This is a genomic window from Vibrio sp. SALL6 (genome assembly GCF_002002385.1).
GTDB lineage: Bacteria > Pseudomonadota > Gammaproteobacteria > Enterobacterales > Vibrionaceae > Vibrio > Vibrio parahaemolyticus.
Genome location: NZ_MQVK01000001.1, coordinates 47,977 through 60,720, shown reverse-complemented (window position 1 = coordinate 60,720; position 12,744 = coordinate 47,977). Strand labels below are relative to the sequence as shown.

The following is a 12,744-nucleotide window of genomic DNA, read 5'->3' as shown; positions in this document are numbered from 1 at the left end:
CGTTCAATATATTGGCAACTTTGCGGTTAGATGTTCGTCGAACCGCAAAGCGCCAAACGATCCGCTAAAATGTTGATGCACACCAACAGCGGCACGCCAATCAACAGCCCCATACCACCCCACAACCAACCCCAAAAGACCAGCCACATAAAGATGACCAACGGGTTGAGGTTAAACCGCCTCCCTAGCAAAGTTGGGGTGACAAACTGACTCTCGATTAAATTCAGCAACAGATATATCGATACCACTGTCAGCATAAAACTGACCGAATCTAGCTGCAAATACGCGACAAAACCAAAGCTCACCATCGAAATCACTGGTCCCAAATACGGCGCGAAATTCATTACCCCCGCAAACGCACCCCATAGAAATGGATCTTCAAGGCCGAGGACAAAAAACACCAATCCAACACACAAGCCTAAACCCGCATTGACCAAAGTAATGGTGCCGATGTAGCGCGATAAATCTTTCTGCAGAGCCTGCACCAACTCCACCGCCTGACGTTGTTTCGAAAAACCACGCAAACGCGATACCGATTTACGAAACAGACTTCGACCATGATTAAGCATGAAATACACCATAAACAGCACAATCATCGCCTGAGTTAACAGCGTTGGTGTGGTGGTCGCGAGCGCTTTCAGCAGAGAAAACACCGTGTTGTTGCCCATCTCGTCAATGTTCATGTCACTGGCAAGCTCAAGCGGCGCGTTCATGTGCTCTGACGACGCTTTGGTCACTTCATTCACTTCTTGCGAAACGTTTTGGACGATGCTTGGCAACTCAGCCCACCATTGTTTCGCGGGTTCTGATATCGCCGCTAAACCGAGTATTGAAACACTCACCAATAACGTCAACGTCACCACCACGGTTATCGTGCGTGGCAGGCCTTTGTCTTCAAAATAATTGATCAGCGGGCTAAACAGCAGTGCCACGAACGTACTTATCACCATAGGTAACAGCACCGGTTTGGCGAAGTAGAGTGCAGGAACAAGCAATAACACCAGCAGAGACACACCAATCACGGTATTGATGGGAAGGTTTAATTTTCCATTCATGCGCGTCCTCTACTGATGAGGTGGTAAATCGGATGGTTGAGCCGCTTCTTCACCAGCTTCTTTTGAGGATACAGCAGACGATGAAGAAGATTTGGCTAGCTGACCACTCCAATCCATCGCGCCATTGAGCAGCAAACTGATGGAGGAGAGAGATGACGTGACGCGAGACAGTCGCCCAGCTTTCGCAACAGCAATCGCGGCAAAAGCGCTCAGCCCAAGCGCTGTCCATGGGTTTTCTTGCACGAATCGGTTCGAGGTAAATTTGAGGGTTTGCTTATCCAGCAAGCATTGCTCCAAAGCCGCTTTACCCTCGATGCGTTTTATCTGCATGGCTCGGTCGAGTTTGGTTAGAGAACGCATGCCAGCCCTCCTGCAATTGGTCGGTTGTATTTTTGAAACCAAGGAAGTGTGTCAGCCGCTTCTGCCACCACGCCAACCCAACTAGCGCTAGACCTAACGACACAATAAACACGCCAACACTTAGCAGTAGTTGAGCGGTAAAGTGGTACGTCACTACACCCGCAGCCAAACACACACTGAAGATAAACAGCACCGACAGCAGCGTAAAAATGATACTGAACATCACGATTTGGCGCGCAGCCGCCACGTTGACTTTCATCTCTAGCAAAAACAAATCCAACGTCGAGCCCGACCACGTTCGCAGTGACGTCGAAAGATCGTCAATCTGCGACAAAATGGCTCGCAGCCCATTAATGGCTTGTTCAACTTCCTGATTTTTAGCCCCATTTAGGGCTCGGCTACTGTCTGCAGTAGCCGAGCCTTGGCGCTCATTGATGGTATGCTCGGAGTCATTCATAAAACTCTTCCTTCATGATTAGAGCGAAATGTAAGGAACAGGCTTATTTGATGAGCTTAGAGACCGCCCAACCTGCCAGGAATGCACAACCGATACTCAACAGCGGGCGCTCTTTAATGACGTTTTCTGCGGATTTGGTCGCTTGCTGAATGTTCTCTGCGCCGACTTCCAGCTTCTCTTTGGCATGTTCTTTCATGGCGCCAACCGCTTCTGAAGTGGCTTGCTCTGCAAGGTGATACGCTTCTTCAAATTGCTCTTGAGGTTTAACTGCGCTTTCTTTTGTATTAGCCATAACTAGCCTCCGTTGATTGAGATTACCTTGGATTAAACGGTTGTGATTCCGCTGAGAAGTAATATGATAAAAGTGAATTCTTTTCGTTTTCTCGTGAGTGGTATTGCGATTACTGTGCCAAGTTAATAAGTTATTGTTTTTATTGAAATAGAATTCAAATGGCCCCAATCATTGCAAAATGACCTGTAATTATTTCCTTTGAATAGATTCTTATTTGTAATTTTTTCTTATTCCCCACAAGAAATCACGCGCAATAAATAACCACCTCCATACTTACTCCTTATATTGTCGGGCATCACTCACACTCAATATTCATGGCATACAAAATGCTAGATATAAAATGCCACATAAAAAATATTGTTCATATTTAATGGCTAAGGCATCGCAATATAAGTTGCGCTTAAACACTGCAATAAAGTAACCGCAGTAAAATAAAGGAGAAGATATGAGAAATGAAAACATCGCCTCAATCATTGAGCTTATTCACAGCGGTAATGATATTTACAAGAAAGCGATTGATAACATCGACAACACATCGCTAAACCATGTATTGCAGGATCTGGTTCATGTACGAGAACACGCCGCATTAGAGTTGAAACCTTATGCGATTGCGAATCCTCAAACTGCCGACGACACGCCCGTGTCTTACACCATCAAGGCACGCGAAGTATACAGTGACGTCATGAAAGAAGTGTCGTCAGACAAAGAATCGATGTACTTGGAACAGCTCGAAGGCGTGGAAAGTAAGGTATTGAAAGAGATCGAAAACGTCATCACCGCGCAGCCAGAGCAAGCAGATAACGCCGTGCTACTCAAAGTGCGCAGTGACATCAAAAGCTGTAAAGAAAAACTCAGCAATATTAGCCTGATCAGCTAATCGATAAATAACCCTAAAAGGAATGGTCAACATTATTGGCCATTCTTATTCAGAACCATTGATGAATATTCACACATACCAAAGCATAATGCTGAAATACTGAAAAAGAGGTCAGTATGACATTGAATAATACGCGAGCAAGGGAATTACTCATTAAAATGGCGCACCATCGCCAAACGTGTTTACCGCTTGTCGATCCTCATTCACATATGAATATTGCTCGATCAGCCTATCGGTTCGTTAAAATAGAAAAAGTGATGATCAAAAAAATGGTCGATCTATTTTTTGATCAAAATGGCGACGACTTTATCGCAGAACACGCCAACAAAACGGGAATTGCTACTCTCGGTAATTATAAAGAGATGCATTTTATGAATGCGCAATTACTGAGTGAGTTAAAACAGCTCCTCCGAGAGTTAGATGATGCCAACTTAACAGCGCTGATCTCGTACTGGGTGGCGGCGTTACAAGTCGAAAACGACGAGCTGGAAAAACATTTACCCCAAGGTGAGTAGCTCTGCTCACCTTTTTCCTTCGTTTGTCTTCTCTATTTTTGCCCTTCTATCTGTTGTTTTGTCTATTCTACGCATCGACCCACAGGGACTTTGCTTACTTTCTGCATCTATTCGCATCCACCATTAGTCGACGTTCGACATAAAAAAACGCATCACAAGTGATACGTTTTTTGCGTCGTTGTTTGTAGTTTGTATTCGACTCTATTCGCATTCGTCTTCATCTGCGTTAACTGGGAACAAACACATTAAGCGACTGAGGACGAATCTTGATCTCTAAACGACAGTCAGAATAGAGCTCACCGTCGATGACGTAGTCAATCGGCTTATCCGCAGTAATCGTTACCCCTGTCGCGCTCGCGTACTGAAACAGATTCGACTCATCCTGCGCACCGACGCTGGTTAATGTTAGATCCGACAACGCCACTAGGCGTCCACCCAGCGACTGAGTGTTATCAAGGTAGGTAATGTGCAGTTTCCCATCATCTGGCTGCGGCGCGCCGCCACCTTGCGCTAACACGGTACTAAATGGCGCGATGTTGGCAACGACGAAGCTGTGCACCTCCATCTCCTGACTCTCCCATCCTTGTTCACTCGCCGCCTGCCCTTCGAGGGTTACTTGCAGAGTTTGCACCTCTTCGGAAATAACAGCGTTAAAAAAGCCCGTTAAATACGCCAGTTGCCCAAAAGCATTTTTCTCTTCACGATGCGCGTGTTCAATCATCTTCTGTTCCAAGCCAATACCCAGCACCAACAGAATCAAACGCTGATTACATTCTGCGGTATCTATGCGTTGGCAATGACCTGCGAGAATGGCTTCACACGCTTTTTCCACCGGTGCTAACTTCACGCCGATGCCATACAGCACATGGCAAAGCGCATTCGCCGTGCCCAACGGTATGATGCCGAGCTTGATGTCAGTGCCGACCAATTGGCTCGCCACTTCGGTCACCGTGCCATCGCCACCAGAGACAATCACCTGATTCACACCACTTTGTTTAGCTTGCAGTGCGAGGCTTTCTGCACTGGTGGTTTCGTCCGTTTGGCGAATGCTGAGACGATATTTTTTGGTCAACTCACGAATCACATGTTGTTCGTATTGCAGCCATTTTCCACCGCCCGCGACAGGGTTCACCACCATCCAGGTCGGCTCATCGAGTGTTAGCACGCCTTTCTCACTGATCGCGCGCAGGGTTTTGATCTGCAGATTATTGAGCCTTGCAGTACTGCGCACACTGTTGATTTTCTGCATCACCGATTCCACCGAGAGCGATGGGTCTTTACTCAGCAAATAAGCCGCCACCACAAACACCGAACGGCCACGCCCAAGTGCGCAATGCACAACCACAGAGCGCCCGCAGGCGATTTGGGTATCAATCCAATTCATCGCATGACGTAAACGCTCCAAGGTCGGCGCTTTATGATCCAGAACGGGAATAGAAAGGTAGTTGAATTGCTTGTCAGTCATGGCGCTTTCTAAACCTGCGAACTCCGCCGTAACATCAACAATGCAGGAAATGTCGTGAGAGTCGAGAAACGCCAAATCGCTCGGGAATAAGCGCCGGGAAAGGTAAAGATTTTCGCTGACTTGTTGAATGGGAGGGACAGTATCGCGCCGTCTCTCCCAGGCGTTGTAGGCTTTCGCCCCGAGTAAGAAAGGAATGAATGCCCATCGAATCCACCAGACAATTTTTCCATCTTGGCTTTTTCTAAAAATGGACGGGAAATCAAACAAGTAAGCCGCACTGACTAACGCTAAGGAAAGCGAAACCCAAAGCAGCAGTAAACTCACTACGATTTGAGGTATGTAGATAGCAGCGAGCAACGCAACCAGCGCGCCAAGTAGATAATATTTGACGATGAACATTCGACCTCCTTAATCCTTAGCGATGGGATAACGCTTAGCTGGCCATCTCTTCGAGATAGTCATTGGCCAACTGTTGTTTTTGTTTATCGGACATCACCTTGCCTGCCATTTGGAAAAAGCGTTGCTCTTCCTCTTCCAGATGGTGCAGTACCTTGTGGCGCAGTGTTTTCATGTGCGTAAGCCAAGCGGGTGAGCTCCACGCGGTGTCATCCAACTGAGCGATTACTTTGTCGATGGCGTGGTGCTCAGCAATACCGTGACGTGTCATATCGATCGTCTTATCGCTCTCAATCAGCGGAGCGTAAAAGTAACGCTCTTCAGCGGCGGCATGTTGCTCAAGCTCGTGCTTTAGGTCACGATAAAACTCTCGACGAGTTGGGGAATCTCCGGATGTTTCCATCAGTGCATCCAGCAAAAGGCGCTGTTTTTCATGACTTTCTTTTAGCACATCGAATATGTTCTTCATCTCTGACTCCTTATCGGATTAAGAATAGTTGGTAAAACAAAGGGCGGTTATCACGCCGCCCTTTTTTGCTGTTGATGGATGAGGTGAACGCTTAACAATCTTTGTCTTCCGCGTTCAGATTCTCTTTAAGGTTTTCACAACCATCTTCAATGGCGTTTTGCGCTTCTTCCGCAGTCTCATCCAATTTTTTGCCCGCTTTTTCCATTGGCCCTTCATCACTACACGCCGCTAAAGCAAATACCAAACCAAATACTGCGGCGATACGATAAATAAATGACGTAACTCGCATGCTAACTCCTATCTATTTACGTTTTTCTTTCCAAGTATCACAAATACTATTGATACAATTAATGACAACAGGAACAGATAAAATATCACTTGCGCGACAGCTGCGGCGGCACCGGCAATACCACTAAATCCGAGCACCGCTGAAACGAGAGCCAAAGCAAGGAAAATAAACATCCAACGAACCATGGTGTTGTCTCCTTATTTTTAAAGTGAAAGCTCAATATTAGTTATTACTGAACAACTTCAATCTTATCGACAACCTTATTTACATCGTTGGTATTATTTGCAATCGATAATGCCAGATCGTGCTCGGCATCTGAGTTCACTTTACCGGTTAAGGTTACGGTTTTATTTTCTGTGGTGACATCAATGTCTGTACCACTAACGCTGGTATCCATCAGTAAACGAGTTTTCACAATAGTAGTAATTTTTGAATCCGTTAATGCAGCAAATGTATCAGAATCGGCATCTTGTTTATTTTCACTCACTACCGTTAGCTCGTTATTTACTTTTTTCACACCATCAAGGCCTGAAACCAACTCTTCTGCCAGCGACTTTTCCAAATCGTTATTGACTGAACCTGTCAGCGTAACCACCTGATTTTCAACATCAGTGTTGATATCAAAAGAGTTCAGGTTGCTGTTAAGCAGTAAGGTGGTTTCTGCTTTACCATCTAGCCAAGCGTCCATGGATTCTTTTTCCCATTTATCACTGGCTAATACTGCGGTAGATGACGTTGCAAGAACTGAAGTAAGTACAATTTTAGCTGCGATGTTATTCATGGTAATTCTCCTATATTGACGTTGCAGTTCTAATAGAGCAAAGCATGTGCCAACTTTATAAGCCGCTATTTTTAAAGCGTTTATTTAAAAAAAGCCGTTATATTTAAGATGAGAGAGAAACCATTCGTGAATAATTTACACAGAAGAAATGTAATTTTTAATCATTGAAGAAGAAAAGATAAATAGAGAAGAAATAACATCTCATCCTTTCGTTTATTTTTGTACGCAAAAACCATCAAGAGAGATTAATTTCTAAGGATTACAATTCCACACAACAAATAAGGAAAGAAAAACGATGTAGATATATAGTTTGCTGTTGATCTCACTATATTAATAACCAACCAGATTCTAAACAGACTTTGACAATATTTTGTCTTGTACAGCTTAAATAATACACGTACATTGTTTCTGTTATAGTGAAGAGGACATTTCTATGTCACTGCCAAGCCTGTTTCTAAGAATACAAGACCCCGCCCTCAAAGAGGCTATCGCTTCTTGTCAGGAATTACATAAGTTCCGTTTGTATGACACAGAAACGGACGATGATTGGATTGATCACTTCGTCGACGTTCAACCGGATGTCGCGATTGTCGAAGTGGCGCATTTCACTCACGCTGATTACCAGCGACTTTCCGATATCGAAGCCATTTACGACATGGACTTAATCATCATCAGTTCAGGCGCGCCTAACGAGAACCTCGATAAACTGATGAACCTAGGTGCCATTTTTCACTACAGAAAACCCGTCGATCTCACCATCCTGTCTGATACGCTGACCGAAGTGAGCCAGTATTATCAGCACAAGCAGGAGCAAGGACGTAAAGTCGCCACCAGCGATTTGGATCAGTTTGGTTTGCTAGTTGGCTCATCTTCTCCGATGCACCAGCTGTACCGCATGATCCGCCGTGTCGCAAAAACCGAAGCCAACGTATTGATTGTCGGTGAAAGTGGCTCAGGTAAAGAGCTTGTGGCACAAACCATCCATCTCGCCAGCGAGCGTAAGCAGCAACCTTTTATTGCCATCAACTGTGGTGCCATTAGCCCAGAACTGGTCGATAGCGAACTGTTTGGCCACGAAAAAGGCGCTTTCACTGGCGCGAACAAAACTCACCAAGGGGTATTTAAGCAAGCGGAAGGCGGCACGCTGTTTTTGGATGAAATTACGGAGATGCCGATCGAGCATCAAGTGAAACTGCTGCGTGTGCTAGAAACTGGCGAATACCGCCCAGTGGGCAGTAATATCGTCCACATCGCCAATACCCGCATCGTCGCGGCGACCAACCGCGATCCTAAAGTCGCGATCGAAGAACAATTTCTGCGTGAAGACCTATTTTTCAGGCTATCGCACTTCCCGTTAACCGTTCCACCATTGCGCGAACGTGGCGGAGACATCGTCGGATTAGCCAAACACTTTATTGCGCACCGCAACGCTAACGAATCCAAAACCAAGACGATTCTCGACTCGGCAATCCAAAAAATCGCCATGCACGATTGGCCTGGCAACGTTCGAGAACTCAAACACACCATCGAGCGAGCGTTCATTCTCGCCGACGATACCATTAAAGATGAACATCTGATTTTCGATACGCCGCCACTAGAAACTGGCACCCGATTAGAAGATATGGTGCCTGCTGGCGTATCGTTAGAAGAGCTGGAAAAAGCCGCTATTCTCAATACGCTTGAAGAGAATCAAGGCAACAAAACGGAATCGGCTCAGGAGCTGGGTATCAGCGTTAAAACGCTGTACAACAAGCTCGAAAAGTATCAAGATGAGTAAACACACCGCAAATAGCAAAAGAGCACTGAATTCAATTCAGTGCTCTTTTTCGTCGTCTCTTTCTATCTTTGCGTGCAGCGCTGGATTACACCCACTGACCTGCCACAAAGCCACTCGACCAGCACCATTGGAAGTTATAGCCACCTAACCAACCGGTCACATCCATCACTTCGCCGATGAAGTACAGGCCTTTGATGTTTTTACATTCCATGGTTTTAGAAGACAGGTGATCGGTATCTACACCACCCAAAGTTACTTCCGCCGTGCGGTAGCCTTCAGTGCCATTAGGTGCGATTGACCAGTTTTCTAAACGCTCTACCACGCTAGCAAGCTCTTTCGGGTTGAACTGCTTGAGAGGTTTGTCCATCAGCTCTTTACGTTCAATCAGCACTTCCACTAAACGCTTTGGCAGTACTTTTGCTAAGGTATTCTTTAGCGATTGATTTGGATGTTTCTCAAGGCTGCGCTCGAGCAGCAGAGCGATGTCTTCGTTAGGAACTAAGTTGATAGAAACTTTCTGACCCGCTTTCCAGAAAGAGGAAATTTGCAAAATCGAAGGGCCCGATAAGCCGCGGTGAGTAAACAACAGCGCTTCTTTGAACATGGTGCCATCTTCGGCGGTAATTTCCGCAGGCACAGCAATACCAGACAGTTCAGCAAAATCTTCTTTGTCTTCTTTGTGCAGCGTAAATGGCACAAGTCCCGCCGTGGTTGGGATTACCGGCAGACCAAACTGCTCAGCCACTTTGTAACCAAATGGCGTCGCGCCCAGTTTTGGCATGGAAAGGCCACCGGTCGCAATCACCAAAGATTCGCACTCAATGAGCTCAGTACCCGCGTGCAGACGAAAGCCTTCTTCGGTTTTCTCAATGGTGTGCACATCGCATTGGTAACGCTGTTGAATGTTTGGCATGTCACACTCGGCCAGCAGCATCTTCACGATGTCTTTGGCGGTAAAGGCATCGACACAAAACAATTGGCCGTGATCGCGCTCTTCAAATTCAATACCGTGTTTGCTGACCAAGGAGATGAAGTCCCAGTTGGTATACTGCGACAGCGCCGATTTAACGAAATGAGGGTTCTGGCATAAGTAGTTATTCGCCGACACGTCGTAGTTGGTGAAGTTGCAGCGGCCACCACCAGAGATAAGGATTTTACGTCCTGGCTTTTTGGCATGATCCAGCACAAGCACACTGCGTCCGCGCTTGCCTGCTTCTGCAGCACACATCAAACCCGCGGCTCCCGCGCCAATTACAACAACATCAAATTTCTTACTCATCGGTCGCTCTTAGGCTCTATCCAAAATCCAAAACAATAAAAAAGGATGTGCTTATTGCACATCCTTGCTTTCTAAGAGCGCCATTCTACCGACAAATGTCGAAAGGGAAAAGCGCTTAAATTCCAAGCATCGCCTAGTACGGCTTAGCTGGAAAGACCTACAAGATGAAGGCCGCCAGTAGGGTAACACCAAGCAACGCGGTTGATAGCACAAACAACTCACGCACCCGTTCACACTTACCTGTGAATATCTCATCATGGTGATGGTGATACTCTTTGCTTTTAATGTAGTGGAACAAACGCACCTGTTTGGTGACGTTACCGTGAGTGGTGAAGAAACCATTGCCATCCACTTGTTGATACAACAATGGGTGCGCTTCACGCATGATGTAAATAAGAGAACGAAGAGCGGTGAGATAACGGATCATATTGACCCCCGTTACTACCATTAGCGCAAATAAGATTGTGTCTCCACTGATCATCTTTTCCTCCCTACATCTTCAACAATGCTCAAGAGAAAAAGACGATCAATGCTTCGTCTTTTAACCGCTACTTATCGCGTTGAGAACGCTTTACGCAGCTGGAGCACCCATGATTGAAGATGAACCTTCTTTCGCCATTTGAGCTAGATCTTTGTCGATGAAGAACAATGCTTTGCCGTCCTCACCAACCAATTCGATCTTATCTAAAATCCCTTTAAACAACTTCTCTTCTTCGTGCTGTTCTGACACGTACCACTGTAGGAAGTTAAACGTTGAGTAGTCTTGGCTTGTAAATGCAACATGCGCCAATTTATTGATTTTTTCCGTGATCATTTGCTCATGTTCGTAGGTTTCACGGAAAACATCACCTAGGCTTGCGAAATCATGTTTTGGTGCTTCAATCGCGCCTAGGATAGGCATTGAGCCAGTTTCACTCACATACGTGAACAGGCGTTGCATGTGCTCCATCTCTTCTACGGCGTGTGCACGTAAAAATTCAGCCGCACCTTCAAAACCTTTGTCTTCACACCAAGCACTCATTTGTAAGTATAGATTGGATGAGAAAAATTCTAGGTTAATTTGCTCATTCAATTGTTCGACCATAGTTTGAGACAGCATGTTAACTCCTATTTATGTGCATGCGTTTTACACCACTATAACATGATTACTGAGACAAGACTTTGTACCTACAATAATGATATGAGATCACTTCGGCAAAATTTCTCAAGGGTTAGTGCTAATCTGAAACTATACCCAAGTGACTTCATAAATGTCGAAGTCAGGGCCTTGGCACTGAGGTCAGTTCGAGGTTGCTTAGGTATACGACCTTACAAGGAGATAGCAATATGAGTTACAAACACATACTTGTGGCAGTCGACCTTTCAGACGACAGTAAAGTGTTGATTAAGAAAGCCGTATCACTGGCTAAACCTCTGGATGCGAAAGTCTCTTTTATTCACATCGACGTGAATTACGCAGAGCTCTACACCGGGCTTATCGATATCAACATGGCAGAAGCGCAGCATCAAGCAATGGAAGCGTCTCGTACCCAATTGGCAAACTTTGCGGAGTACGCTCAATACCCAATCACTCATACTTTAGTCGGCAGTGGTGATTTAAGTAACGAGTTGTGCGACACGATCAAAGATTACAGTATCGATTTAGTGGTTTGTGGTCATCACCAAGATTTCTGGAGCAAGATTCTCTCTTCAACTCGTCAACTGATTAACTGTTCACCAGTCGATATGCTGGTCGTACCGCTAAAAGACTGATTGGCGCGACGTTAAAACTTGGTTAGACTGCGGGCATATTTGTTGTTGATAAAGATTCTCATCTATGGCTTATCTATCCGCAGTTACCCTGCTTTGGGCATTTTCATTCAGCCTGATTGGCGTTTACCTTGCTGGTCAGGTTGATTCTTGGTTCTCCGTGTTCATGCGTGTGGCACTGGCCAGCGTTGTATTCATTCCTTTCCTTAAATTTCGCGGCGTAAGCAAATCTCTGATCGCGAAACTAATGATCGTCGGCGGCTTTCAGCTCGGTTTAATGTACTGCTTCTACTACCAGTCTTTCTTACTCCTTTCTGTTCCAGAAGTGTTGCTGTTCACTGTATTCACACCGATTTATGTGACGCTGATTTACGACTTCCTGAAAGGTCGTTTTTCGCCTTGGTATTTAGTCACCGCGCTGATCGCAGTCGCGGGGGCCGCATGGATCAAATTCGCTGGCATTAATGAAAACTTCCTAATGGGCTTTTTGGTCGTGCAAGGGGCGAACCTCTGTTTTGCCATCGGTCAGGTGGGCTACAAATACATCATGGAAAGTGAGCCCGTCGATTTACCACAGCACACCGTGTTTGGTTACTTCTACTTGGGTGCGCTTTGTGTAGCAACCGTGGCTTTCGCGCTCATGGGCAACCTCGACAAACTGCCAACCACCGCAACCCAATGGGGCATTTTGACCTACCTTGGTTTGATTGCATCAGGCTTTGGTTACTTTGCGTGGAACAAAGGGGCAACCTTAGTGAATGCCGGCGCGTTAGCGGTAATGAACAACGCGTTAGTGCCAGCAGGCTTAATTGTGAATATCGTAATTTGGAACCGAGACGTCGACATCGTACGCCTCGCGATTGGCGGCGCGATCATCATGCTATCGCTGTGGATTAATGAAACGTGGGTGAAAAAACGCGTTGAAATGAGCTACGCCAATAAGTAACGTGCCTTTCTCGACACATATTCCAGCAATAAAAAAC

Annotated in this window: 17 protein-coding genes; 5 read left to right on the top strand and 12 right to left on the bottom strand. The window is 45.8% G+C overall.

The window, feature by feature from the left end; translation table 11 throughout:
* Window positions 1–26 precede the first annotated feature (26 nt).
* From BIW15_RS00310 to BIW15_RS00295, 4 genes are read right to left on the bottom strand one after another with little or no spacing between them, the layout of a single operon-like run.
* A complete protein-coding gene (locus BIW15_RS00310; RefSeq protein WP_025501981.1) occupies window positions 27–1,055 on the bottom strand; it encodes an AI-2E family transporter in 1,029 nt (342 codons plus the stop codon).
* Window positions 1,056–1,064: 9 nt separating this feature from the next.
* Entirely contained in the window at window positions 1,065–1,415 is a 351-nt protein-coding gene (locus BIW15_RS00305) for a hypothetical protein (protein ID WP_077280417.1), read from the bottom strand.
* Window positions 1,360–1,872 carry a phage holin family protein gene (locus tag BIW15_RS00300; RefSeq protein ID WP_020904388.1) on the bottom strand — a complete coding sequence of 171 codons (513 nt, stop codon included), beginning with the start codon at window positions 1,870–1,872 and terminating at the stop codon, window positions 1,360–1,362. Before BIW15_RS00300 ends, BIW15_RS00305 begins: the two co-directional genes overlap by 56 nt.
* A 43-nt stretch (window positions 1,873–1,915) precedes the next feature.
* Window positions 1,916–2,164, bottom strand: a complete 249-nt coding sequence (locus tag BIW15_RS00295; protein WP_005466481.1) for a hypothetical protein — start codon at window positions 2,162–2,164, stop codon at window positions 1,916–1,918.
* A 445-nt stretch (window positions 2,165–2,609) separates the two neighbouring features.
* Here BIW15_RS00295 and BIW15_RS00290 point away from each other — a divergent pair, with 445 nt between their 5' ends.
* Entirely contained in the window at window positions 2,610–3,041 is a 432-nt protein-coding gene (locus BIW15_RS00290; RefSeq protein WP_005466482.1) for a PA2169 family four-helix-bundle protein, read from the top strand.
* A gap of 116 nt (window positions 3,042–3,157) precedes the next feature.
* The gene (locus tag BIW15_RS00285; RefSeq protein ID WP_025534085.1) at window positions 3,158–3,556 is read left to right on the top strand and encodes a hypothetical protein; all 399 of its coding nucleotides are present in this window, start codon (window positions 3,158–3,160) and stop codon (window positions 3,554–3,556) included.
* Between the two features lie 226 nt (window positions 3,557–3,782).
* Here BIW15_RS00285 and BIW15_RS00280 read toward each other — a convergent pair whose 3' ends face one another.
* The 5 genes from BIW15_RS00280 to BIW15_RS00260 form a co-directional block, all read right to left on the bottom strand.
* On the bottom strand, window positions 3,783–5,420 hold the full coding sequence (locus BIW15_RS00280; protein WP_077280397.1) for a diacylglycerol kinase family protein: 1,638 nt from the start codon (window positions 5,418–5,420) through the stop codon (window positions 3,783–3,785).
* A 34-nt stretch (window positions 5,421–5,454) separates the two neighbouring features.
* Entirely contained in the window at window positions 5,455–5,886 is a 432-nt protein-coding gene (locus tag BIW15_RS00275) for a hemerythrin domain-containing protein (protein ID WP_060658487.1), read from the bottom strand.
* Window positions 5,887–5,977: 91 nt separating this feature from the next.
* On the bottom strand, window positions 5,978–6,175 hold the full coding sequence (locus BIW15_RS00270) for a hypothetical protein (protein ID WP_005466987.1): 198 nt from the start codon (window positions 6,173–6,175) through the stop codon (window positions 5,978–5,980).
* Between the two features lie 8 nt (window positions 6,176–6,183).
* Window positions 6,184–6,360 (bottom strand): DUF1328 family protein, encoded by a 177-nt coding sequence (locus BIW15_RS00265; RefSeq protein WP_005478615.1) that lies wholly within the window; start codon window positions 6,358–6,360, stop codon window positions 6,184–6,186.
* A 44-nt stretch (window positions 6,361–6,404) separates the two neighbouring features.
* Window positions 6,405–6,956, bottom strand: a complete 552-nt coding sequence (locus tag BIW15_RS00260; protein ID WP_024703517.1) for a BON domain-containing protein — start codon at window positions 6,954–6,956, stop codon at window positions 6,405–6,407.
* A 433-nt stretch (window positions 6,957–7,389) separates the two neighbouring features.
* Between BIW15_RS00260 and BIW15_RS00255 the strand changes: the two genes are divergently transcribed.
* Window positions 7,390–8,733 (top strand): sigma-54-dependent Fis family transcriptional regulator, encoded by a 1,344-nt coding sequence (locus tag BIW15_RS00255; RefSeq protein ID WP_031856615.1) that lies wholly within the window; start codon window positions 7,390–7,392, stop codon window positions 8,731–8,733.
* 85 nt (window positions 8,734–8,818) lie between these two features.
* Here the strand turns inward: BIW15_RS00255 and BIW15_RS00250 are convergent, their stop codons facing one another.
* The 3 genes from BIW15_RS00250 to ftnA all read right to left on the bottom strand — a co-directional run bounded on the left by BIW15_RS00250 (window position 8,819) and on the right by ftnA (window position 11,111).
* Window positions 8,819–10,012, bottom strand: a complete 1,194-nt coding sequence (locus BIW15_RS00250; protein WP_029844798.1) for an NAD(P)/FAD-dependent oxidoreductase — start codon at window positions 10,010–10,012, stop codon at window positions 8,819–8,821.
* 157 nt (window positions 10,013–10,169) lie between these two features.
* Window positions 10,170–10,493: a universal stress protein UspB gene (gene uspB, locus BIW15_RS00245; protein ID WP_005394407.1), complete on the bottom strand. Its 324-nt coding sequence runs from the start codon at window positions 10,491–10,493 to the stop codon at window positions 10,170–10,172.
* Window positions 10,494–10,583: 90 nt separating this feature from the next.
* Window positions 10,584–11,111 carry a non-heme ferritin gene (gene ftnA, locus BIW15_RS00240; protein WP_005467599.1) on the bottom strand — a complete coding sequence of 176 codons (528 nt, stop codon included), beginning with the start codon at window positions 11,109–11,111 and terminating at the stop codon, window positions 10,584–10,586.
* 227 nt (window positions 11,112–11,338) lie between these two features.
* On the opposite strand from ftnA, the gene uspA reads away from it, so the two are divergent.
* On the top strand, window positions 11,339–11,764 hold the full coding sequence (uspA, locus tag BIW15_RS00235) for a universal stress protein UspA (protein ID WP_005467601.1): 426 nt from the start codon (window positions 11,339–11,341) through the stop codon (window positions 11,762–11,764).
* A 64-nt stretch (window positions 11,765–11,828) separates the two neighbouring features.
* Window positions 11,829–12,707, top strand: a complete 879-nt coding sequence (locus BIW15_RS00230) for a carboxylate/amino acid/amine transporter (RefSeq protein WP_005467602.1) — start codon at window positions 11,829–11,831, stop codon at window positions 12,705–12,707.
* Window positions 12,708–12,744: the final 37 nt, after the last annotated feature.

Excerpts from the sequence above, each read along its gene's own strand:
- BIW15_RS00305 (WP_077280417.1), bottom strand. The coding sequence starts at position 1,415 with ATGCGTTCTCTAACCAAACTCGACCGAGCCATGCAGATAAAACGCATC.
- BIW15_RS00290 (WP_005466482.1), top strand. The coding sequence starts at position 2,610 with ATGAGAAATGAAAACATCGCCTCAATCATTGAGCTTATTCACAGCGGT.
- BIW15_RS00310 (WP_025501981.1), bottom strand. The coding sequence starts at position 1,055 with ATGAATGGAAAATTAAACCTTCCCATCAATACCGTGATTGGTGTGTCT.
- BIW15_RS00285 (WP_025534085.1), top strand. The coding sequence starts at position 3,158 with ATGACATTGAATAATACGCGAGCAAGGGAATTACTCATTAAAATGGCG.
- BIW15_RS00250 (WP_029844798.1), bottom strand. The coding sequence starts at position 10,012 with ATGAGTAAGAAATTTGATGTTGTTGTAATTGGCGCGGGAGCCGCGGGT.
- BIW15_RS00280 (WP_077280397.1), bottom strand. The coding sequence starts at position 5,420 with ATGTTCATCGTCAAATATTATCTACTTGGCGCGCTGGTTGCGTTGCTC.
- BIW15_RS00300 (WP_020904388.1), bottom strand. The coding sequence starts at position 1,872 with ATGAATGACTCCGAGCATACCATCAATGAGCGCCAAGGCTCGGCTACT.
- BIW15_RS00230 (WP_005467602.1), top strand. The coding sequence starts at position 11,829 with ATGGCTTATCTATCCGCAGTTACCCTGCTTTGGGCATTTTCATTCAGC.
- uspA (WP_005467601.1), top strand. The coding sequence starts at position 11,339 with ATGAGTTACAAACACATACTTGTGGCAGTCGACCTTTCAGACGACAGT.
- BIW15_RS00270 (WP_005466987.1), bottom strand. The coding sequence starts at position 6,175 with ATGCGAGTTACGTCATTTATTTATCGTATCGCCGCAGTATTTGGTTTG.
- BIW15_RS00265 (WP_005478615.1), bottom strand. The coding sequence starts at position 6,360 with ATGGTTCGTTGGATGTTTATTTTCCTTGCTTTGGCTCTCGTTTCAGCG.
- BIW15_RS00255 (WP_031856615.1), top strand. The coding sequence starts at position 7,390 with ATGTCACTGCCAAGCCTGTTTCTAAGAATACAAGACCCCGCCCTCAAA.
- BIW15_RS00260 (WP_024703517.1), bottom strand. The coding sequence starts at position 6,956 with ATGAATAACATCGCAGCTAAAATTGTACTTACTTCAGTTCTTGCAACG.
- ftnA (WP_005467599.1), bottom strand. The coding sequence starts at position 11,111 with ATGCTGTCTCAAACTATGGTCGAACAATTGAATGAGCAAATTAACCTA.
- BIW15_RS00295 (WP_005466481.1), bottom strand. The coding sequence starts at position 2,164 with ATGGCTAATACAAAAGAAAGCGCAGTTAAACCTCAAGAGCAATTTGAA.
- BIW15_RS00275 (WP_060658487.1), bottom strand. The coding sequence starts at position 5,886 with ATGAAGAACATATTCGATGTGCTAAAAGAAAGTCATGAAAAACAGCGC.
- uspB (WP_005394407.1), bottom strand. The coding sequence starts at position 10,493 with ATGATCAGTGGAGACACAATCTTATTTGCGCTAATGGTAGTAACGGGG.